We start from the raw sequence: 21355 nt of genomic DNA, 5'->3' as shown, positions 1-21355 counted from the left end.
TTAGCAAGGCTGTGTAAACGCTGCTAGCTGATCAGGATTGACTCAAGCTTGTGTCGATGACTTCCGGACAAATTCATGCAGCGCAGGATAGGCTGCCTGATCGAGCCATTGCGCGAGATCAGAGAGTTTGTTTTGCACACTGCCAGAGCTATCACCACAAACATTGATGTGGCCCATCTTACGGCCAGAACGTTTTACTTTGCCGTACCAATGTACATGAACGCCTGCCACTGCCATCACCGCTTCAGGAAGCCTGTCTTCACCCAATATGTTGATCATGGTGGTTTCTCGGATCAGTCGGGTGCTGCCCAGAGGCATTGCACAGATAGCGCGAAGATGGTTTTCGAACTGACAGGTTTCAGAACCTTGCTGAGTCCAGTGCCCGGAGTTGTGCACTCTTGGCGCGATTTCATTGACCAGCAGGGAACCACTCACATCAAAAAACTCCAGTGCCAGCACTCCGACATAGCCAAGACTCTCAGCGACAGCAGTGAACATCTGCTTTGCCTGTTCCTGCAATGCCTGATCAGTGATGGCTGTAGAAAGACTCAGTACTCCGTTGGTATGAACATTCTCGGCCAGAGGGTAGACAGCAACCGTTCCGTTTGCACTTCGGGCACCGACCAGTGAGACTTCACGAACAAAGGGGACAAACTCTTCAGCAACAATCGCCTGATGATCAGTAGCTGCAATGCATTCGGCCATTTCTGCCCAGATGGTATCAGCCTGATCAAGCTCTTTTAACCGCCACTGCCCTTTACCGTCGTAGCCGCCCAAAGCACTCTTGAGAACCATAGGCACACCCACATGCTCAATCGCTTTGTGGAAGTCTTCATAAGTCTGAATGACAAAGTATCGGGCATTTTTAACACCGGCATCGTCCAGTCTTTTTTTCTCGATACGCCGGTCGCCACCTGCCTTGATGGCTTCTGTAGAAGGCAGAAATTTGCCGCTTTTCTCACAGACAGCCAGAATATCGAGGGGAATGTGTTCAAATTCTGCGGTAATGACATCAGCCTGTCTGATAGCGGATGCCAAGTCATTACCGGTGGTCATTTGAGTCAGCGGGTGAACCACTGTTTCGCTGTTGACATCATAAGCACTTATTTGAATGTTCAGCGGTGCGCCAGCCAATGACATCATTCGCGCCAGCTGGCCTGCCCCCAGCACTAAAACATGCATCAGATTAATCCTCAGCCGGATTGGGATTAGCCAGAACCGTGTCCGTTTGTTCTTTACGGAAAGCTTCTATCTTAGCCATGACCGCTTCATTGTGCGTACCAATGATTTGAGCAGCCAGAATACCCGCATTGGCGGCACCTGCCTCGCCAATGGCCAAAGTTCCTACGGCAATCCCCTTGGGCATCTGTGCGATAGACAGTAATGAATCTATACCTTTCAGTGCTTTGGACTGAACGGGGACTCCCAGAACAGGCAGGCTAGTGAAAGCGGCTGCCATGCCGGGCAGGTGAGCCGCGCCGCCTGCGCCTGCAATGATGACTTTGAGGCCCCGCTCTTTAGCGCCTGTGGCATAGTCAGCCAACAGCTGGGGAGTCCGGTGCGCTGAAACCACTCTGGTTTCATAACGGACTCCAAACCGGTCCAGCATGTCCGCTGCCAGTTTCATCGTTGGCCAGTCTGACCTGGACCCCATGATAATGCCGACTTCCATCTCAAACTCCTGTAAGCCGTGTAATGGTCGGTGGATGATTCGGGGTAGATTATAAGAAGACTTGTACGTTTGAGCGAATAGGCATTAAAAAATCTTGCAATAAAATCTGAATCACAGGGAAAACGATCATTTTTTATTCAGTGTGAGACTCAGGCCCACACTAATGAGCATAAGCATCCCCAACGTGAATCGGGTTCTACAAACTAATACCATAGGGATGAAACCTGTTCATGGTTTCATTTCGCTGTGCTGCTGGCAAACCAGCCTTGATGCGTTTCCGGACTTTGCCGGTCCACAGTCTAGTCGGTGATGTTCGTCTTACAGACCCCACTTTTCTAGTTAATGACCGTGAAGATTCTGATCTTTGTGCCTGTTATGAAGTTTGGCTTGTAGTGCAAAATTGGAACACAAAAATTTTTTTAACACAGTGCGCTGCAAGGTTTAAAATAAGCATCTTTAAGACTATTTAATTCAGGGGTAGTAATGGAACCGTACAAGCAGTAGTTTGGCAAGGATTACCCACTGGGCATCCGTATTCCGGTCTACTTCAAAGACCAGTCGTACCGTAACGATACCGGCCCTTCCTTCGTGTACGTGCAGGGGCACAAAATTCTGAAAATCTGCGTGCTTCCCGAAGACCCTCGACACCGGGAAATTGACGACAGCCTGCGTTACTCTCTGATGGAAATGAAAACGTCACAAGATGATGATTATCAGGAGTTTGTAGACGTGCGATTTGAGGCAGAGTCGCCAGAAGAGTTTGAACAGGTCATTTTTGATGAGCCAAAACTGAAGCAGTGGTTAGTAGGTTAGGCGTAGCTGCTTGAAAACAAGTTCCGCTTTGCCTGCAAACATTAATTTGTCTTATAGAAATACAAGGAATTTTTTTGAGTAAGAAGTTGTTCTTGATTCTGGGTAACGGATTCACCATAGATTTCCTGAAACATATTGGTCGATTTGATGATATAGACGTAATAAATTTGTTTCGAAGAGGCACCGAGGTTCCTTGGCCAGCAACAGGAATGCCGGGCTTCCTGTCTTTTAAACACTGTCCGAACTTATGGAACCTAGGGGCCAGACCAAACATGAGTGCCAGGGACGCAATGGATCTGATCGAGGACATTATCACGTGCGTAAACGTCTATGCATCAAAGAAGAAGCCTGATGAGGTTGGCCTAGGTGACCGACCTAACGATATCTATATCCACGCCTACAAGGAATTCATCCAATATATTAAGCACTTGTTTGTTTTTTATAACAAACAAGTGCCAGAAATACCGGACTCAGCTCAGAGCTGGCCTTGGCTTGAGTTTATAAGGCATGCCAGTCAGTCAGATAGCTATAGCGAAATAGTGGTCGTCACATACAATTACGACGTATGGCTAGAGCGCCTTCTAGACCGATTCAAGATACCCTACAAAGTTGGGCTTGTGGGTGACAGAGTGGAAAATGCAAGGATAAAAATACTCAAGCCTCATGGCTCAATTAGTTTTCTTCATGAGAGCAAATCTGCCAGAGACTCTTATGGAATAAAGTACGACCGTGAGCTTCAGGATGGTTCGACAGAGGAATTTTCGGTTGCTTATGATGGCCTGGATGATAATCACCTTATTACAGCCCTGATTCCCCCAGCAGGTGACTCAGAGCGTTTTCGTCACACGTGGTCTTTTCCTATTAGAGCTGAAGCAAAGCTCAAGGCTGATAGGCTAGACAAGGATGACGAAATGATTATTTGTGGCTTGTCTTACTGGCACGTAGACAGGTCTGAGCTTGACGAGCTGTTTACGGGCTGTGACCCCTTACTCGACGTGACCATGATAAACCCTAACCCTCAAAGAACAATCAATGCTGTTCTGACAAGTATATTCAGTAATTTTGTTACATATTCCAGTTCTGAGACTCTCAAGGAGAAGATGAAATGTCAGTCAGCCTGATGCGAGAAACGAACACGATCACGGTGGCTAACTTCTGGGAGAGCTACTTACTGAACAAATATAATTTTGCCCCTGCTTACCAAAGGGACAGTGTTTGGAGCGACGAAAAACAGTCATTTTTCATTGATAGCTTGCTTAAAAACTTTCCCATTCCGCCTATTTTTTTACATCAAAAAATAGACGATGATACAGGTAAAACAAAATATGATGTCATCGACGGCAAGCAGCGTTTGACCTCTATAGTTCGGTTTTTAAAAAATGAAATACCGGCATCAGATGAGTTTGAAAACACACCTTTTCATGATGAAAAAATAGCCGGGGTGTACTTTAGGGATTTAGATGAAAAGAATTTGACTGATTATAAAAAACGGTTTTGGAGGTATGTTATTCCCATTGAATATATAGATACTTCAGATAAAGAAGTAATAGATAATATATTCGACAGACTAAACCGTAACGGGGAGCCATTGAAGGGACAAGAGTTGAGAAGGTCAAAGTATCATGGAAGCCAGCTTCTTGACCTTATCGAAAGGGTTTCTGAAATCCCATTTTGGAGAGAGCGACTGGAAGGTACAGATGTCGCCAGGATGGAGCATTACGAATTTATTTCGGAAATAATGTTTCAGCAAATTGAGGGGAAGCCATTGCATGCGAACCAGAATATATTGGATGAGCTTTATGAGAAGTACAGTAAAGAAACTCTAGACTGGAGTTACATCAAAGCCAGGTTTTCACTTGTTACTGACTTTATGAAATCTTTGGATATTGAGTATCAAAAGTTCAATGTCGGAGGCGTTTCACATCTTTATGGCATCTGGTGTCTGTCAGACTTTTGTGAAAGAGAAGGCATAAAACCTCATTGCATTAAGGGAAAACTTACTGAATTCTATACAAAACTTCGCTCCCGAGACTCTGACAATGAAAATGTCGAAGCCTACAGCAAAAGTATGTCTTCCAGAACCAAGGATAAAGGGCAGCGGCAGCGTAGAGTGAAGGCGCTGAAAAATTATCTCGAGTTGGAGTGATTTTTTTCATACAGTTGAACTTGGTATAATTGCCGTTTTGAACATTAAACAGGTTTTTTGATGAAAACGATTGAAATGTGTGCTGGTGCCGGCGGTCAGGCCATAGGTTTGCACGTGGCAGGTTTTTCTCATGCAGCCCTCATTGAGATCGATCATCATGCCAGTCAGACTTTGCGCCTCAATAATCAGGCTCATGGCTTGGGGTGGGACAATATCATTGAGAGTGACCTAAAGCACTTTGCAGAACATGAAGCTGAAGACTACCAGGGGCAAATTGATCTGGTTGCAGGGGGAGTGCCATGCCCTCCATTCAGCAAAGCCGGTATGCAGCTTGGTAGCAATGATGAACGTGATCTTTTCCCCACGGCGCTGGAGATTCTTCAGAAGGTTCAACCTAAAGCCGTGATGCTGGAAAATGTTCCAGGGCTTCTGGAAGATAAGTTCAAAGATTACCGAGATGAAATATCTAATACGCTCTTTGAGATGGGTTATCTCTCTGATTGGAAGCTGCATCAGGCCAGTGATTTTGGTGTGCCCCAGTTAAGACCCAGAGTTATCCTGGTGGCAATGAAGCCTGATTACTTTAAGCATTTTCACTGGCCTCAACCTCTGAATACGCGACCTAAAACTGTAGGTGAAGCTCTTTGTGATCTCATGTCATCGAATGGTTGGGAAGGCGTTGATAAATGGAAAAAGAGGGCTGATAAAATAGCTCCGACACTTGTAGGTGGATCTAAAAAACATGGAGGACCCGATCTGGGGCCTACCAGAGCCAAACGACAGTGGCAAGAGCTTGGTGTAAATGCTCACCGAGTTGCAAATGATGATGAGATTCCAGGAGAAGGTTTCATAGGCGTTCTCAAAAGAGATGGAACGATCCAGCCTGGTTGCGAAGGGATGCCGTTGCTGAATATTCGAATGGCTGCAAGAATTCAGGGTTTTCCTGACTATTGGGAGTTTTTTGGTGGAAAGACCCATGCCTATCGACAGGTCGGCAATGCATTTCCCGCACCTGTTGCAGAGGCTGTAGGTAGACAAATCAGGAAGGCACTTCTGCAGAAAGCACCGGTTCGTAAGTTGGCGTCATCACATCGAGCCTTTGAAACAATGGATATGTTTAGGGATCAGGATCTCACTGCACGGGCAGGCTGATCATTAACAAGCATTTGCATGAGCGATACCACCCAATCATGTCGGCTTACTGGTCAGAAATTCTTCACGATAAGCTTCTACAGCTATTCTGATAGCCTCTTCTCGACTGATGGATTTAGTCTCGCTGATACTGTCAATAACCTTCAGTACTGGCTCACTGAGGTTCAAAATAAAAGGTACACCATGTTTTTCAGGGAAAGCCCATGAACAGGTCTAACAGTTCAGGTGGCAACCTTCGCAAGCTCTCCTCTTCCCAACATTGCAGTTGTTACACATAGGCTGCCAGTTTCTAAATCATTAGTTCCTCCGCGGGAAAGAGGTACTTTGTGGTCTGCTTGTAAACCTCTGACACCCGCTTCGGTTTGTGTAGCGCAGGTTGCACAGGTATTTTCAGCTTCAGTAAAAAGACGATCTTTTTGCGCTTTTGTGAGATATTTTCGCGCTTGTGGAGCAGTCAGAGTGTCTGATCTAAAACGCCAGGCATGGCCTTCAAATTCTTCCTGATAAGCAGATTCCAGGTCACAACCCAACGCATCTCTTAACTCTCTGGTTCGACGATCAAAGTACTTCTGACTTGTCAGTTCAAGCAGTTCAGCGGAAGATACCCAAGGCTTAGGAAATGGATTGCTATCTTGTCCCCATAAACGCTTCAAGATGGTCTGCTTTACATTACTCAACTTCTTCTTGTTGATGGGAAGCTTCTGATAATACTCTTCGAACGTCATAGATATTTCATTTCTTGTACGAAAGTTTGTGGTATATCGTACCAGAAGTGAAAGATTTAAATTATTAGTGAATGTCATTGTCTGTGCGGCTTGGATTGGCGAGTTATAACCCGATGGCTTGCGGAATGGCGCACTCCCGCATAGGGATGCCCCTGCTTTACGACCTGCCGAAATTACGACATACCGCAAAGCCCATGCAGGTTGAGGCTATTATTGACCGATATGAAGCAAGAGCTGGCGAGGAAGTGAGATAATTACCCCACTCGGATATAACCACCAGGCACCGACTCAATAAAACCCTCCAGCTCCATCTCAGTCAGAATGACAGAAACTTCGTCAAACGAGAGCCCTGATATCTGGCAAATCAGATCCACACTGATGGCTTCAGCGCTCATAATTTCCAGAATGACTCTCTGAACCCCTGATAAATCAGAGTTGATCGGTTCTGGCTCAGAGGTGGATACCACATAAGCTCTCAGATAGCTCTGTAACTCGACCAGGATATCCTCAGCCGATTCAACCAGAACAGCTCCTTCCTTTATGAGCTTATGACAACCACGACTGAGAGGATTTAAAACAGAACCCGGTACAGCAAACACTTCTCGTCCCTGCTCAGCAGCCAGTCTGGCCGAAATCAATGAACCGCTGTTAAGCGCTGCTTCTACCACCAGAACACCGACAGACAAACCACTGATGATGCGATTTCTTCTTGGAAAATGTCCGGGTTTAGGTGTCGTCCCCAGAGGAAACTCACTCACAATTGCGCCCTGCATGGCTATAGCCTGATAAAGGTCGCCATGACTCCTTGGATAAACCACATCCACCCCGGTTCCCAGAACCGCTATGGTACTGCCATAACTGCCCAATGCTCCCTGATGAGCGGCTGCATCAATTCCCAGCGCCATGCCGCTGGTAATCACCAGTCCCTTTCGAGACAAATCCATGGCCATCTCCTGAGCCAATCGACGAGCCTGAGGGGTCGGCCTGCGGCTTCCGACAATGGCCACTTGGGGCTCATTCAACAGATCGAGATTACCCATCACGTAAAGCAAGGGAGGAGGGTCACTTAACTCCTTGAGAGCAGCAGGGTATTGAGGCGATTGCAGGGTAATAATGTGATGAGCCTGACTGGATTCCAGCCAGAGTCGACAATGGTTCAGACGCTCAGTAATATCTGGTGTCTCAGGATTTCCCGATAATTGCGCCGCCAGTTTTTCCGGCAGCCCCATCCTCAATGACTGATAAGAGGCTGACAAAACAGCGCTTGCAGAACCAAACTCCCGGACCAGGGCATTGAGGCGAACCGCACCCAGTCCGGGCTGAAATGAAAGCAGCAGCCATTGTTTTAACTGCTGCCAGCTGGAGTCATGTTGTTGAATCATCGCACCTCAGGGGCTTTTCAGAGTATCGCCTACACCTATTTCTTCATAGGCCGTCAGCACAATACCATAGCTCACTTTTTCAAAAGGGCGATAAATCATGATCATGCCGGCTTTCTCAGGAGGCAAATTGACCATTTCACCACTGATCTGATCTTTAACCTCCGTATTCTTGTAGGCGTTGAATATATCGCCCTGACGCAAACCTTCCCGGATACCCCGGTTAATAATGACGCTGTTGAACTGACCCACTTTTTTTACACCATCAACAACAGAGACAATTTTGCCTTCTAACGGCGCATCAGGTGCCCTGGGAAAAAAGGTGGTTTGGAGGCTAAAGGTGTCTGCCGGCACTACCTTATCACCCGGCCTCACCTCCTGAAGACTTGTCTGGATGTTCAGGCTGGCAATGCCATTGTCTACTTTTTGCAGGGAGGCACCTGCTATTTCATGGCCGATAATACCCAGTACTTCACCACTGTCAGGATCCCTCAAAACGCCTCCGGCCCTAAGAATGTCGAGATTCTTGTCCAGTGAATCTATGGGTCCCCGGGCATAAACCTTGTCTCCCGCACCGGTAATGATCCGTTCCTGTCTGGAAGCAAATATATAAGGAGCACCGTCTAACGCCAGTTTAGAGGTAAATACCCGGCTGCTCTTGAGAAAGGCATCGATTGCGCTGAGTGGGATAGCAGGAATAGCCGCTTCAGCAGGCAGTGTTCTCACTTTCGGGCTAAGTTTGACAGTTCTGCCACTCTCGCCACGACGGACAACCGTCAGCCTCGGGCGACCATCGATGTAGACAAGGCTCACCAGGTCTCCGGGGAAAATCAGATGGGGGTTATGTATCTGGGGGTTTGCGTGCCAGATTTCAGGCCACAGCCAGGGACTTTTCAGAAAACGGTTGGAGATTTCCCAGAGCGTGTCCCCTTTTTTTACCAGATAATCCTGGGGAGAATCTGACTTGATCGGATTCTCGTAAGCTATCCCTGCTGACGACAGGCAGAGCAGAAGAATGCCCAGTACTGTGCTTCTCATTGGTTCACGATCCCTTGCACTTGTTGTTGGTTTTATCCCGGCAGTTTACCAACGGGTCCTGTCATCGGGCAATCAAACGCTTCAATACGAAGAGAATCTGCCCACTGAATTGTGACTTATCCTTTTTATTTCGCTGGCCCCATAGCCGATAAAACAACAGATCGGAGACAAGACTGAATCACTATTGTTCTCGACCGGCAACGGTCTTTCTGTACTTCAGAACAAATCAGAAAACTATCCAAACCAGTGATTTTTGCCTACATTAGGATGGCTGGAAAGCAGCCGGGAAGATGAAGACACCCGTTAAAGCAGCCAGCAAAGTTATATATTTTCCTGGTCAGTATTATCATCGTTGCCATCAGCGTCGGTCATTTCCTGATCGGCAATGAATCTCTTTAATGGTGGAGCAGTAGGAAGTTGGGCAATTTGCTCTTCAAATTTAACCCGCTTTCTTATTGCCAGCTTTGACAGATCTTGTAGCGAAAGAGTGGTATTAGAGCCTTTGATATAGTTGACAGAGATTGCTGTGCTTGTCCGAACAACGGACACAGCCAGGAAAACAGTTTTATGCTTTAGCCCCGAAAATGCGTCTCCCAGATATTTCCCGCCGATTTTGAAGCCTATAACTCCTGCATTCATATCAATTATACAGCTTATCTTTTCGGGCACATCAAATGATCCATTTGATTTATCTTCGGGGTAATTGCCTATAATTTGACCATTATGAAGCAGTTCCTTGCTTTTTATATCCCAGCCCCATGATGACTCTGTGCCGCCAAGAAGATTTCTGTAACCTATTCCTTGATTAGGGGATCCTTCCAGTGCGACCCCAATCACCGGATGAGTACCTCGCATTCCGGTCGGCCATTCAATATCCAGAATATGAATACCTTTTGAAAAGCCGGTATCCGACATGGCAGTATCTATTCCTTTACCGGGGTTATTACGTTCTAATTTTGTTGGGTCATCTTCGTAGATGTTAATATTGCTGCTGCTTTTGGCTTTATCCCAAATGGTGCGTGCGGAGAGAGCAGTATAATCCTCACTTTCCAAGGCTTTTAAAGATAGAGATGTATAGGTACACTCAGGCAATCGGACCATTTGGTCGACTTTCCTTCCTGCCCAGTAACTATAAAAGCAGGAAGTTAGAGAAGGTATTGATAAATACGACAGGTAATGTGAAATATGGCTTGTTAGATTCATAATTACATCCTTGTTAATTACTCAATATCTATATTTATTTCGACAACTTTAAATTAAAAAAGTTCTTTTTTCTGACCCTATCTTCACCACTCCATAGGTAACTTTCCGGGTTTGAACGATTAAAAATCAACTTCAAACAGCCGGTCCTCGCCAACAGTCATACACTTGTCCCTGCCTGCCATTGTCTGACTGACTGCCAGACAATGGCAAGACCATGGAAATCATACTCCGATGCTGCGCTCTTCTTAAGCCCACGACCATCTAGCAGCCTGTCGGACTTAAGCGTCCGTAGTGAGGATTGCAAGAAATTTTTAGACCAATTTATTGCAACCGCAGTAGGACAGCCTTAAGTCCGACAGGCTGCTAGTTACTTCCCCCGATAAAACTGCTTTAAACACAGGCAGCTCTCATCAAGTTCAGCACCTGACCGTAAATAAATACTTAAAAATGGAACGTTCGCACTTAAAACTATCTATATACCAAAAAGAAATTTAAAATTACCTTCTAATCAAACAAAGTAGCTTGAGAATACCCATGGCGCTTCTGGAAATCCTTCAATACCCTGACGAAAGACTTCGCACCATTGCCGAGCCCGTGGCTGAAGTAAACGACGATATTCGTAAAATAATCGATGACATGCTTGAAACCATGTACAAATCCGGGGGCGTTGGTCTGGCAGCCACTCAGGTCGATATCCATCTGCGCATTGTCGTGATGGACTTTTCCGATGATGGCAACGAGCCAATGGTTCTGATCAATCCAACGTTCGAACCTCTGACCGACGAATTAACGGATCTCTCTGAAGGCTGTCTGTCCATCCCGGGATTTTTCGAGCTGCTGGATCGTCCGGCTCAAGTCCGTTTGACTGCCCTGGACAGAGACGGAAACCCATACTCAAAAGATCTCGATGGCCTGCCTGCTGTCTGCGTACAGCATGAGATGGATCACTTGAATGGCAAACTGTTCGTGGATTATCTGTCGCGCCTGAAACAGGAACGTATTCGCAAAAAACTGGTGAAAAACAAGCGCCTTGCTATGGCTTAATGCTTCTGAAGACCTCCCGGAAGATGAGTTCCGGGGGGACTCAGATTTTACTCAGCCCCTTACTTTATCTATCATCGCCGCCAACCCTATCGTTCTGTCGAGCTTGTAGAAAACCCAATGAAAAGCCTTCGTATTGTCTTTGCCGGTACTCCGGATTTTGCCAGCGCCCACCTTCAAGCGGTTCTGGACAGTCAAGCGGTCATAGACAGTCAGCATGAAGTCATTGCCGTATACACCCAGCCAGACAGACCGGCGGGACGGGGCAGAAAACTGAAGCCCAGCCCGGTGAAAGCGCTGGCGCTGCAACATAATATCCCAGTGTTCCAGCCACTGTCTCTGAAAAAAGATGAAGCTGCCCGTGAACAGCTCGCCGCACTCAAGCCAGATCTGATGATTGTAGTAGCCTATGGTCTCATACTTCCGAAGAGTGTTCTGGATATTCCAACCTTTGGCTGCATCAATGTGCATGGATCGATTCTGCCGCGCTGGCGCGGTGCAGCCCCTATCCAGAGGGCCATTGCGGCCGGAGACGAAGAGTCCGGAGTCACCATTATGCAGATGGATGAAGGCCTGGATACTGGCGATATGCTGATTAAAGCCCACTGCCCGATTCACAAAACAGACACATCTTCCAATTTGCATGACCGCCTGATCGAAGTAGGCCAGCCGGCCCTGATCGAAGCCATTAATGCTATCGCTGAAGGCACTATTACTGCGGAAAAGCAGGATGACCGTTATACCAGTTACGCCCACAAAATGACTAAGGAAGAAGCCCGCATTGATTGGCACAAAACAGCAGCTAATCTTGACTGCCTGATACGGGCATTTAACCCTTGGCCAGTAGCGACAACCGAGTTGGAAGGGATCGCCATTCGGGTCTGGGAGGCAGAACGGGTTGAAGAAAACCACGCTGAAACACCCGGCACTCTGATTAAGGCTGACAAATCAGGTCTGGATATTGCCTGTGCAAAAGGCATACTCCGTCTGACTAATGTACAGTTATCTGGCAGTCGTGCCATGCCCGTTCAGGACCTGCTCAACAGCCGCAGGGATATGTTTATACCCGGGACAAAATTCAACTAATGGCCAAACAATCTTCCGTTCGACTGGCAGCAGCCAAAGTGATTAGCCGTGTTGCTTCCGGTGAATCCCTGAGTCAGGTTCTACCTGAATATCAGGAGGGTCTGCGCCAGAAAGATCAACCCCTTCTGGCAGAGCTGAGCTACGGCACGCTGCGTTACTATTTTCGTCTGGATAACTGGCTCAGTGCCCTTATGGACAAACCGCTGAAATCAAAAGAGCAGACCATTCACAGCCTGATTCTGGTGGGACTCTACCAACTTTTCTATACGCGCATTCCAGCACACGCCGCTATCGGAGAAACGGTCCAGGTCACCCGTATGATGGGTAAAGCCTGGGCCAGGGGTCTTGTGAATGGCGTTCTGCGTTCTGCACAGCGTCAGGAAGATGCGCTCAATGCACTGTCCGATTCCAACGATATTTGTCTCACCGCTCACCCACAGTGGCTGATCGGCAAGATCCGTAAAGCATGGCCTGATCATTGGCAGGCTATAGCCCGGGCCAACAATCAGTCTCCTCCCATGACCCTGCGGGTTAATGAGCAGCATTTAAAGCGTGATCGTTACCTGAAAAAATTGCTGGATAACTGTATCCAGGCTTCATCTTCTCTGGTGTCTCCCCAGGCAATCACCCTCACACGGGCTCTCCCGGTAGAACATCTGCCCGGCTTTTCTGAAGGTGTGGTCAGTGTTCAGGATGAATCCGCCCAGCTTTCCGGAAACCTGTTGCCCATCAAAGAAGGCGACAAGGTTCTCGATGCCTGCTGCGCCCCGGGAGGAAAAACCTGCCAATTGCTGGAAATGTTTCCGGGTATTGAACTGGATGCCCTGGACATAGATGAGAAGCGACTGACTCGTGTTCAGGAAAATCTGGATCGCATTGGCCTGAAAGCCCAACTCCTGACCGGTGACAGTACTCAGCCTGATCAATGGTGGAACGGACAGAGTTACGATCATATTCTGCTGGACGCTCCCTGCTCAGCTACCGGCGTAATCCGCCGCCACCCGGATATTAAACTGCTTCGCAAACCCGAGGATATTGATGCATTGGCCGAGCTACAAGGCAAAATCCTTAATACCCTATGGTCATTGCTAAAGCCCGGTGGCACACTGCTCTACGCGACTTGTTCCATAATGCCGGCTGAAAACAGCAAACAAATTGCCGTTTTCCTCGAACGACAAGTAGACGCAGCACTGCAACCCCTTCCCGGAGAATGGGGACTGGATACCGGCTTTGGGCGACAAATTCTGCCTGGTTCAGGAGACGGCTTTTTCTATAGTCTGCTGAAAAAAGTACGCGGTGATTCTGACGTGACCATTGAGAGCCCTCAGCCTGGTGAGAGCTCTCAGCCTATTGAAAGCTCTCTGATAATAAAAAGCCATCAGGAAAGTCTATGAAAATCATCATTCTCGGTGCCGGACAAGTAGGTGGAACTCTGGCAGAAAACCTGGCCAATGAAGAGAACGACATCACGGTAGTGGATGCCAACGGCGAGCTTCTCAGGGAGCTACAGGATCGTATTGATATCCGGACCATCCAGGGTATGGCCTCATTCCCCTCTGTACTCAAACAGGCCGGTGCTGATGATGCTGACATGCTGGTAGCGGTAACTAACAGCGATGAAGTGAACATGGTGGCCTGCCAGATCGCCTACACCCTGTTTCACACACCTTCCAAGATTGCCCGTATTCGTCAGGCGGCGTACCTGAACAAGGAAAACCTGTTTGGCGATGATGCTCTGCCCATCGATGTATTGATCAGCCCGGAGCAAGTCGTCACCAACTACATTCGACGCCTTCTTGAACGTCCCGGAGCACTTCAGGTTCTGGACTTTGCCAATGGCCGCGCCCAACTGGTGGCTATGAAAGCCTATTATGGCGGTCCATTGGTTGGCCAGGAATTACGCTACCTGCGTGAACATATGCCCAGCGTTGACACCCGGGTGGCTGCGATTTTCCGCCGCGGCAAGGCCATCATGCCCAAAGGTACAACGGTGATTGAGGCCGATGATGAGGTCTTCTTCATCGCTGACCGCTGTCATATCCGGGCTGTCATGAGTGAACTTCAGAGGCTCGATGATGATTACAAACGCATCATTATTGCCGGCGGTGGTAACATTGGTCTGCGCCTCGCCCAATCGGCTGAAAATGATTTCAAGGTGAAAATCATTGAACAGAATATGGAGCGCTGTCAGTTCCTGTCCGAGACCCTGATCAAAGCCATGGTTTTCAACGGCAATGCCTCCGATAAAGAACTGCTGATTTCTGAAAACATTGAAGAGACAGATGTCTTTTGTGCCCTGACCAACGATGATGAAGCTAACGTCATGGCCGCTATGCTGGCCAAACGTCTTGGTGCCCGTAAAGTAATGGCTCTGATTAATAATCCTGCCTACGTTGATCTGGTTCAGGGAGGTGAAATAGATATTGCGATTTCCCCGCAGCAGGCCACTATCGGGAGTCTTCTGAAACACGTACGAAGAGGGGACGTTGTTAACGTTCACTCTCTCCGTCGAGGCGCAGCAGAAGCCATTGAAGCCATTGCTCACGGCGACGAACATTCATCCAGAGTCGTCGGTAAAACGGTTCAGCAGGTCGAGCTACCTCCCGGAACAACCATTGGGGCCATAGTCAGAAACGATGAAGTGTTAATTGCACACGACACTACCCGTATAGAGTCAGGAGATCATATCATTCTGTTTCTGACCAACAAAAAACGTATTCACGAAGTAGAACAGCTCTTTCAGGTTGGACTGGGCTTTTTTTAAACGATGCAGTCGTGCTGGTCTTGCGCACTTAATCATTGAATCAGACAGCATGGCCGCTGTCTGTATAACCAGAAAAACAGGGTCTTATGCAGTTTTCTGTCGTTTTGCCTGTCTTGGGCATTCTTTTGATGCTATTCAGCTTCTCCAGCCTTCCTCCTCTGGCGGTGGCGATGATTTATGGGGAAACTGAAATTTCACTGTTTTTATATACTTTTTTCCTGACGTTTCTCATCGGTTTGTTACTCTGGTTTCCTTTCAGAAAAATCAAATCAGATTTACGCCCCCGCGAAGGCTTTATCATCACCGTCCTTTTCTGGGTCGTTTTGGGAGGCATGGGTTCCCTGCCACTCTTACTGATGGAAGACCCGGGCCTCAGTGTGACGGACGCTGTATTCGAGTCCATGTCGGGCCTCACCACCACTGGCGCTACGATACTGACGGGCATTGATCATCTGCCTAAATCAATCCTCTTTTACCGTCAGCAACTTCAGTGGCTGGGGGGCATGGGTATCATTGTTCTGGCAGTGGCTATCATGCCTATGCTGGGGGTCGGAGGTATGCAACTTTATCGGACAGAAACACCGGGCCCCATAAAGGACAACAAGCTGACACCCCGAATCAAGGAAACAGCGAAAGCACTATGGCTGCTCTACCTGACACTGACAGCAATATGTGCGCTGGGTTACTGGCTGGCAGGTATGAATCTTTTTGATGCCGTCAGCCACAGCTTTTCCACCGTAGCCATTGGTGGTTTCTCAACCCACGATGCCAGCATTGGCTATTTTGAATCACCACTGATTAATGCCACTGCCACCTTCTTTATGCTGGTAGCCGGTATTAACTTTGCGCTTCACTTTTTCGCCTGGCGTAATAAATCCACCTATCACTACTGGAGAGACCCCGAGGTTCGCACTTATTTGCTGATCCTTCTGGTGGTCTCATTAATTACGGTGGCAGGTCTCTATTTCTCCGGCACTTATGATCTGGCAAACTCACTGGATCACGGTATTTTCGAAGTCGTTTCTGTTGCCACGACCACCGGTTATGCCACCAGCGGTTTCTCAGCCTGGCCAACATTCCTGCCACTTCTTCTCTTTATGACCAGTTTTGCCGGGGGATGTGCCGGCTCAACGGCAGGTGGCATGAAGGTGATTCGTGTGCTGCTGATCTTCAAACAGGGGGTAAGAGAACTTCGTCGTTTGGTTCATCCCAATGCTGTTTACACCATCAAACTGGGTGGCAAGGCCGTTCATAGTCGAGTCGGTGAGGCTGTCTGGGGATTCTTTGCCACCTATGTATTTCTGTTTGCTGTCATGATTCTGGCCGTAATGGCCACGGGCGTTGACCTGACCACTGCTTTTTCTACCGTAGCGTCCAGCATGAACAACCTGGGCCCCGCCCTGGGTGAAGCCGCCGAAAATTACAGCGCTCTTCCCGATACAGCGAAATGGATTCTCTGTTTTGCCATGCTGCTGGGTCGTCTGGAAATCTTCACACTGCTGGTATTGTTTACACCCACATTCTGGAAATACTGAGAATAGAAAAGTTATTCACAGCTATCAACAACTTATCCACACCTTCATCAGAACTCCATGATCCTGCCCCATAGAGTTTTGAGGATATTGTTGCTCTGTTATACACAACGACCACATTTCCAGAGGGATACAACGGTATCCGCTCCAGAACCAAAACGTTATAATCCGCTGCTGTTTCCAGAAAATGACACTTAATGCACAAATGAGCCGTTTCACGCTCAGGCTTTCAGTGGCATTGCAAGCACCCGGGTCGTCATGGAGGTTGAACCAGAAGCGTCAGCTCCCTGAATTGTCGAGGCTATTGGCAGCCGGGATAGAGGAATAAAGCCTAATTTTGAGCCTCCATGAGGTAGTACTGTGACTTCTCAAAGCACGCCTGATATCAAGACATTCCAGGGCCTTATCTTGGCCCTTCAGCAGTTCTGGGCTCGCCAGGGCTGTGTCATTATGCAGCCACTGGACATGGAAGTGGGCGCAGGCACCTTCCATCCAGCGACCTTCCTTCGCGCAATAGGTCCTGAAAACTGGAACTCTGCCTACGTGCAGCCCAGCCGCCGTCCAACCGATGGACGCTATGGTGAAAACCCAAACCGCCTACAGCACTACTATCAGTTCCAAGTGGTGATGAAACCCTCTCCGGATAACATTCAGGAACTTTACCTGGATTCCCTCAGGGAGCTGGGCATCGACCCACTGGTGCATGACCTTCGCTTTGTAGAAGACAACTGGGAATCCCCAACACTGGGTGCCTGGGGTCTGGGCTGGGAAGTCTGGATGAATGGCATGGAAGTCACTCAATTCACCTACTTCCAACAGGTAGGTGGTATTGAGTGCTATCCGGTCACTGGCGAAATCACATACGGCCTTGAGCGTCTGGCCATGTATATTCAGGGTGTTGACAACGTATACGACCTGATTTGGACTGAAGGTCCACAGGGCACAGTGTCATACGGCGATGTTTTCCACCAGCAGGAAGTAGAGATGTCTACTTTCAACTTTGAACACGCTGACACTCAGGAACTGTTCCATCAATTCGATTTTTATGAAGCCGAATCCAGGCGTCTGGTTGAAGCGGGCCTGCCTCTGCCTGCTTATGAGTATGTCCTGAAAGCTTCTCATACCTTCAACCTACTGGACGCCCGTCACGCCATCTCGGTGACAGAGCGTCAGCGCTTTATTCTGCGAGTCAGAACCCTGGCCAGAGCCGTAGCCAAAGCCTACTTTGATACTCGCCTTCATCTCGGCTTCCCACTGGCCAGTGACGATATCCGTACAGAAGTTCTGGCCAGTCTGGAAGACAGCAAGACACAGGAGAAGAAGTAATGAGCCAGAAAGATTTCCTGGTCGAGCTGGGAACAGAAGAACTACCCCCGAAAGCGCTGAAAAGCCTTTCCAATGCATTCACTCATGGCATCCTGGATCGCCTGAAGAACGCTCAACTGTCTTTTGACAGCTTTGAAGCCTTTGCCGCACCTCGTCGTCTGGCTTTGCTGATCAAGGGTCTGGATACTGCACAACCTGATCAGCAGCTTGAGCGCCGCGGCCCCGCGGTAAAAGCCGCCTTCGACAGAGAAGGCAAGGCCACTAAAGCAGCCGAAGGTTTTGCCCGTTCTAACGGCGTTTCAGTCGATCAGTTGGAAACGCTGACAACCGATAAAGGCGCCTGGCTTGTCTACCGTACGGTTCAACAGGGTTGCGAGACCACTCAACTACTGCCAGACATGGTCAGCCAGTCTCTGAATGAACTGCCTATTCCCAAGCGTATGCGTTGGGGAGCACAGCGCACTGAGTTTGTTCGCCCAGTCCACTGGTTAGTGATGCTGATGGGGGAAGAGGTAGTCGATTGCGAAATTCTGGGCCTTCAATCAGGTAACCAGACTCGAGGCCACCGATTTCACGCTAACCAGCCTCTGACCGTTAACCAGCCTGCCGATTATCATAATCTTCTGAGAGAGCAGGGTAAGGTGATGGCTCTCTTCGAAGAAAGACGCAATCTCATCAAGCAACAGGTGGCAGAAGTGGCGAGCGGCCTGGGTGGCGAAGCGGTCATTGATGAAGACCTGCTCGATGAAGTGACAGCATTGAATGAGTGGCCCGTTGCCCTGTCCGGTCGTTTTGATGATGAATTTCTGGAAGTCCCCGCAGAGGCCCTGATCTCTTCCATGAAGGAGCATCAGAAGTATTTCCATGTCGTGTCAAGAGATCCATCTCAGGAAGGAAAGTTACTTCCCCATTTTATAACCATTTCTAATATCGAGAGCGTAGAGCCCGAACAAGTAGTATCCGGTAATGAACGGGTAATAAGACCCCGTCTCTCGGATGCCAAATTTTTCTTTGATACGGACAAAAAAACCACACTTGAAGCTCGCAGGGAGACCCTGAAACCTATCGTCTTCCAGGCACAACTGGGATCGTTGTTCGATAAAAGCGAACGTATTGCTAAACTGGCTGGTTTCATCGCCAGACAGGAGACTGGGCAAGAACAGTTGGCTGTCCGTGCCGGAGAACTGTGTAAATCAGACCTGACTTCAGAAATGGTTCTGGAATTCCCTGAATTACAGGGCATCATGGGTCAGTACTACGGCGCAAACGATGGCGAAGCACAGGAGGTATGTCTCGCTTTGAATGAGCAGTACATGCCACGCTTTGCAGGTGATCAACTGCCTTCCAATCTGACAGGTTGTGCCGTAGCGATTGCTGACAAAATCGATACTATTACCGGCATCTTTGGCATCAATCAACCACCTTCAGGTAATAAAGATCCGTTTGCACTGCGAAGAGCCACCCTGGGTGTCCTGCGTATTATTGTTGAGAAGAAACTGGATCTGGATCTTCGTGATCTCATTAATCAGTCTGTCGAAGGTTATCAGGCACAAGGGGTTGTGCTGCCAGCAGCCAATAATGAACAGCTGACAGAAACTGTTCTGGATTTCATGCTGGAGCGATTCCGCTCCTGGTATCAGGATGAGCAGATTCCTGTAGAAGTCTTCCTGTCTGTTAAGGCCCTGAAACCTTCTCGCCCCTTCGATTTTGATCAGCGCGTTAAGGCAGTGCATCGCTTTAGCCAAATGGCCGAAGCCGAAACGCTATCTGCCGCCAACAAGCGTGTTTCCAATATTCTGGCTAAAGCCGGAAATCTGGTCATTCCTGACGCCGTTGACCCCGGACTGATGACAGAAGCCGCGGAGAAGGCTCTGGCCAAAACCCTGGCCGACAGCAAAGAAAAGGTTGCACCGATTCTGGAACAGAGACAATACTCAGTCGCTATGGAAAGTCTGGCACCACTGAAAGACTCTGTAGACCGCTTCTTTGATGAAGTATTAGTCAACGCTGAAGATGAGCAGGTTCGTTTGAACCGCTATGCGCTTTTGAAACAATTACGCAGGCTGTTCTTACACGTTGCCGATATTTCATTACTCTAGGGGGCGTTCTTATCCAACCGAACGAACAGATAAAAACATCAGTAACCTGACCGGAAAGACACCTAAAAGTGATCTAGAGTATGGCATTTAGGTTTGCTATGACTCGCACAGTACTCAAAGATCAACAATGGGATCGGATCAAAGACATGCTGCCGGGTAAAGTCTCTGACCCCGGACCAACAGCTGACAACAGGTTATTCATTGAGTCGATTCTCTGGCTTGCTCGTACCGGAGCGCCTTGGAGGGACATGCCTGAAGAGTTCGGTGACTGGCACAATATATACAACCGATTTAGTCGCTGGAGCTCGAAAGGAATATGGAGTCAAGTCTCTGAAGAACTGAGTCAGGATTGTGATATGGAATACCTTCTGGTTGACGGATCAATCACCCGTGTTCATCAACACGGTGCTCCAAAAAAACGGATAACATTGCCGAAGCAGTTGGAAAATCAAGGGGAGGTTTAACAACCAAGATCCACGCTGCGACGGATGCACTTGGTAATCCTGTTCGCTTCATTCTCACAGCTGGACAAGCATCAGAGTACGGACAGGCAAATGCCCTGATAGAGGGATTTTCAGCGGACTTCGTTCTTGCTGACAAGGGATATGACTCAAATGCATTCCTCCTCGAGGTCAAGAAGTCAGGTGCTGAAGCAGTGATTCCTCCGAAGCGAAATCGGATAGATCAGCGAAAATATGACAAAGAAATTTACAAGGAGCGAAATCTAATTGAGCGACTATTCCAAAAGCTCAAGAACTTTCGGCGAGTTGCAACTCGCTATGAACGCTTGGCACGAAATTATATGGGAATGCTTCAGATAGCAGCCATCATGATCTGGTTAGCATGACAAAATCAGTAAATTGATCGTCTGGTTAGATAAGAACGCCCCCTAGGTTGCAATCAGGACTGTCTTTGTTGCAGAAATTCTGATCAAAGCTTGATACAGTGAGTGCGGCTTTTATGTCGCACTTTTTATTTACAGGGACATTAACAGGATCAATATTGTCTTGGAATTGCATAACCTCTCCATGTAAGCGGGAAAGTGACGCTGGAGCGATTTCTGGTAGTTACCTGTCAGAAATGCCGCTATTTCATTTTTGTAAGTTTCCATTCGAAGATAAATCTACCTACGGCACTTCCAACCCTAAAAGCGGCTGCGAAATTGATCTCAGCAGTGGCGGGAACAGATTTAAGAGGTTATGACGGCTGGACTCCTTTAGAATTGGACAAAGAATATAACTATCAATCGATTATTACCAAATTGAGCGGAAAGCCCCGTACTTCTAGTTCGGGGATGGATAGCTCGCAGTCTGAAAGACTGCCTATGCAAAATACTTGTTGTATTTACAGCTTTCATTGTAAAATGTAAGCATGACTAA

At 48.1% G+C, this 21355-nt stretch carries 19 protein-coding genes; 13 read left to right on the top strand and 6 right to left on the bottom strand.

Features of this window, described 5'->3' with window-relative positions:
- Positions 1 to 42 precede the first annotated feature (42 nt).
- Positions 43 to 1182, bottom strand: a complete 1140-nt coding sequence (locus tag KBW69_RS16735) for a 5-(carboxyamino)imidazole ribonucleotide synthase (RefSeq protein ID WP_257255482.1) — start codon at positions 1180 to 1182, stop codon at positions 43 to 45.
- A 4-nt stretch (positions 1183 to 1186) separates the two neighbouring features.
- Positions 1187 to 1672, bottom strand: coding sequence for a 5-(carboxyamino)imidazole ribonucleotide mutase (gene purE / locus KBW69_RS16730; RefSeq protein ID WP_257255483.1), 486 nt, complete (start codon positions 1670 to 1672; stop codon positions 1187 to 1189).
- A gap of 588 nt (positions 1673 to 2260) precedes the next feature.
- Here purE and KBW69_RS16725 point away from each other — a divergent pair.
- From KBW69_RS16725 to KBW69_RS16710, 4 genes are all read left to right on the top strand, one after another.
- Entirely contained in the window at positions 2261 to 2485 is a 225-nt protein-coding gene (locus tag KBW69_RS16725; RefSeq protein WP_257253742.1) for a hypothetical protein, read from the top strand.
- 74 nt (positions 2486 to 2559) lie between these two features.
- Entirely contained in the window at positions 2560 to 3606 is a 1047-nt protein-coding gene (locus KBW69_RS16720; RefSeq protein ID WP_257281599.1) for an SIR2 family protein, read from the top strand.
- Complete coding sequence (locus KBW69_RS16715; protein ID WP_257281598.1) at positions 3591 to 4631, top strand: DUF262 domain-containing protein; 1041 nt, start codon at positions 3591 to 3593, stop codon at positions 4629 to 4631. The genes KBW69_RS16720 and KBW69_RS16715 overlap by 16 nt, the downstream gene beginning before the upstream one ends.
- 60 nt (positions 4632 to 4691) lie before the next feature.
- Positions 4692 to 5783: a DNA cytosine methyltransferase gene (locus KBW69_RS16710; RefSeq protein WP_257254288.1), complete on the top strand. Its 1092-nt coding sequence runs from the start codon at positions 4692 to 4694 to the stop codon at positions 5781 to 5783.
- Between the two features lie 221 nt (positions 5784 to 6004).
- Here the strand turns inward: KBW69_RS16710 and KBW69_RS16705 are convergent, their stop codons facing one another.
- Positions 6005 to 6508 (bottom strand): HNH endonuclease, encoded by a 504-nt coding sequence (locus KBW69_RS16705; RefSeq protein ID WP_257275702.1) that lies wholly within the window; start codon positions 6506 to 6508, stop codon positions 6005 to 6007.
- Positions 6509 to 6633: 125 nt separating this feature from the next.
- On the opposite strand from KBW69_RS16705, the gene KBW69_RS16700 reads away from it, so the two are divergent.
- Complete coding sequence (locus tag KBW69_RS16700) at positions 6634 to 6762, top strand: hypothetical protein (RefSeq protein ID WP_257254290.1); 129 nt, start codon at positions 6634 to 6636, stop codon at positions 6760 to 6762.
- On the opposite strand, the gene dprA is transcribed toward KBW69_RS16700, so the two are convergent.
- From dprA to KBW69_RS16685, 3 genes are all read right to left on the bottom strand, one after another.
- Positions 6763 to 7890, bottom strand: coding sequence for a DNA-processing protein DprA (dprA, locus tag KBW69_RS16695; protein WP_257275701.1), 1128 nt, complete (start codon positions 7888 to 7890; stop codon positions 6763 to 6765).
- A gap of 6 nt (positions 7891 to 7896) precedes the next feature.
- Positions 7897 to 8925: a LysM peptidoglycan-binding domain-containing protein gene (locus KBW69_RS16690; protein ID WP_257275700.1), complete on the bottom strand. Its 1029-nt coding sequence runs from the start codon at positions 8923 to 8925 to the stop codon at positions 7897 to 7899.
- Between the two features lie 321 nt (positions 8926 to 9246).
- Entirely contained in the window at positions 9247 to 10026 is a 780-nt protein-coding gene (locus KBW69_RS16685; RefSeq protein ID WP_257281597.1) for an SPRY domain-containing protein, read from the bottom strand.
- A 636-nt stretch (positions 10027 to 10662) separates the two neighbouring features.
- On the opposite strand from KBW69_RS16685, the gene def reads away from it, so the two are divergent.
- The 8 genes from def to KBW69_RS16645 all read left to right on the top strand — a co-directional run bounded on the left by def (position 10663) and on the right by KBW69_RS16645 (position 20823).
- Positions 10663 to 11172: a peptide deformylase gene (gene def, locus KBW69_RS16680; RefSeq protein ID WP_257254811.1), complete on the top strand. Its 510-nt coding sequence runs from the start codon at positions 10663 to 10665 to the stop codon at positions 11170 to 11172.
- Between the two features lie 117 nt (positions 11173 to 11289).
- The gene (gene fmt, locus KBW69_RS16675; protein WP_257254810.1) at positions 11290 to 12255 is read left to right on the top strand and encodes a methionyl-tRNA formyltransferase; all 966 of its coding nucleotides are present in this window, start codon (positions 11290 to 11292) and stop codon (positions 12253 to 12255) included.
- Positions 12255 to 13649, top strand: coding sequence for a 16S rRNA (cytosine(967)-C(5))-methyltransferase RsmB (rsmB, locus tag KBW69_RS16670; protein WP_257274413.1), 1395 nt, complete (start codon positions 12255 to 12257; stop codon positions 13647 to 13649). The genes fmt and rsmB overlap by 1 nt, the downstream gene beginning before the upstream one ends.
- Positions 13646 to 15019, top strand: coding sequence for a Trk system potassium transporter TrkA (trkA, locus tag KBW69_RS16665; protein ID WP_257281596.1), 1374 nt, complete (start codon positions 13646 to 13648; stop codon positions 15017 to 15019). The genes rsmB and trkA overlap by 4 nt, the downstream gene beginning before the upstream one ends.
- 86 nt (positions 15020 to 15105) lie before the next feature.
- Entirely contained in the window at positions 15106 to 16554 is a 1449-nt protein-coding gene (locus tag KBW69_RS16660; protein WP_257281595.1) for a TrkH family potassium uptake protein, read from the top strand.
- Positions 16555 to 16911: 357 nt separating this feature from the next.
- Entirely contained in the window at positions 16912 to 17877 is a 966-nt protein-coding gene (gene glyQ, locus KBW69_RS16655; protein WP_257274410.1) for a glycine--tRNA ligase subunit alpha, read from the top strand.
- Positions 17877 to 19976: a glycine--tRNA ligase subunit beta gene (gene glyS, locus KBW69_RS16650; RefSeq protein ID WP_257281594.1), complete on the top strand. Its 2100-nt coding sequence runs from the start codon at positions 17877 to 17879 to the stop codon at positions 19974 to 19976. The genes glyQ and glyS overlap by 1 nt, the downstream gene beginning before the upstream one ends.
- 98 nt (positions 19977 to 20074) lie before the next feature.
- A protein-coding gene (locus KBW69_RS16645) for an IS5 family transposase (RefSeq protein WP_257281593.1) occupies positions 20075 to 20823 on the top strand; the annotation gives its coding sequence in 2 pieces (ribosomal slippage) (positions 20075 to 20405 and positions 20405 to 20823; 750 coding nt in all).
- Positions 20824 to 21355 lie beyond the last annotated feature (532 nt).

It is taken from the genome of Endozoicomonas sp. ISHI1 (assembly GCF_024606225.1).
Lineage (GTDB): Bacteria > Pseudomonadota > Gammaproteobacteria > Pseudomonadales > Endozoicomonadaceae > Endozoicomonas_A.
The sequence above is the reverse complement of the archived record's forward strand: the minus strand, read 5'-3'. Positions and strand labels throughout refer to the sequence as shown.

Bases quoted from the DNA above. Each gene is read 5' to 3' on its own strand.
- KBW69_RS16660 (WP_257281595.1), top strand. From the start codon at position 15,106: ATGCAGTTTTCTGTCGTTTTGCCTGTCTTGGGCATTCTTTTGATGCTA.
- KBW69_RS16685 (WP_257281597.1), bottom strand. From the start codon at position 10,026: ATGGTCCGATTGCCTGAGTGTACCTATACATCTCTATCTTTAAAAGCC.
- purE (WP_257255483.1), bottom strand. From the start codon at position 1,672: ATGGAAGTCGGCATTATCATGGGGTCCAGGTCAGACTGGCCAACGATG.
- KBW69_RS16700 (WP_257254290.1), top strand. From the start codon at position 6,634: ATGGCGCACTCCCGCATAGGGATGCCCCTGCTTTACGACCTGCCGAAA.
- KBW69_RS16735 (WP_257255482.1), bottom strand. From the start codon at position 1,182: ATGCATGTTTTAGTGCTGGGGGCAGGCCAGCTGGCGCGAATGATGTCA.
- fmt (WP_257254810.1), top strand. From the start codon at position 11,290: ATGAAAAGCCTTCGTATTGTCTTTGCCGGTACTCCGGATTTTGCCAGC.
- KBW69_RS16710 (WP_257254288.1), top strand. From the start codon at position 4,692: ATGAAAACGATTGAAATGTGTGCTGGTGCCGGCGGTCAGGCCATAGGT.
- KBW69_RS16705 (WP_257275702.1), bottom strand. From the start codon at position 6,508: ATGACGTTCGAAGAGTATTATCAGAAGCTTCCCATCAACAAGAAGAAG.
- KBW69_RS16715 (WP_257281598.1), top strand. From the start codon at position 3,591: ATGTCAGTCAGCCTGATGCGAGAAACGAACACGATCACGGTGGCTAAC.
- trkA (WP_257281596.1), top strand. From the start codon at position 13,646: ATGAAAATCATCATTCTCGGTGCCGGACAAGTAGGTGGAACTCTGGCA.
- def (WP_257254811.1), top strand. From the start codon at position 10,663: ATGGCGCTTCTGGAAATCCTTCAATACCCTGACGAAAGACTTCGCACC.
- dprA (WP_257275701.1), bottom strand. From the start codon at position 7,890: ATGATTCAACAACATGACTCCAGCTGGCAGCAGTTAAAACAATGGCTG.
- KBW69_RS16690 (WP_257275700.1), bottom strand. From the start codon at position 8,925: ATGAGAAGCACAGTACTGGGCATTCTTCTGCTCTGCCTGTCGTCAGCA.
- rsmB (WP_257274413.1), top strand. From the start codon at position 12,255: ATGGCCAAACAATCTTCCGTTCGACTGGCAGCAGCCAAAGTGATTAGC.
- glyS (WP_257281594.1), top strand. From the start codon at position 17,877: ATGAGCCAGAAAGATTTCCTGGTCGAGCTGGGAACAGAAGAACTACCC.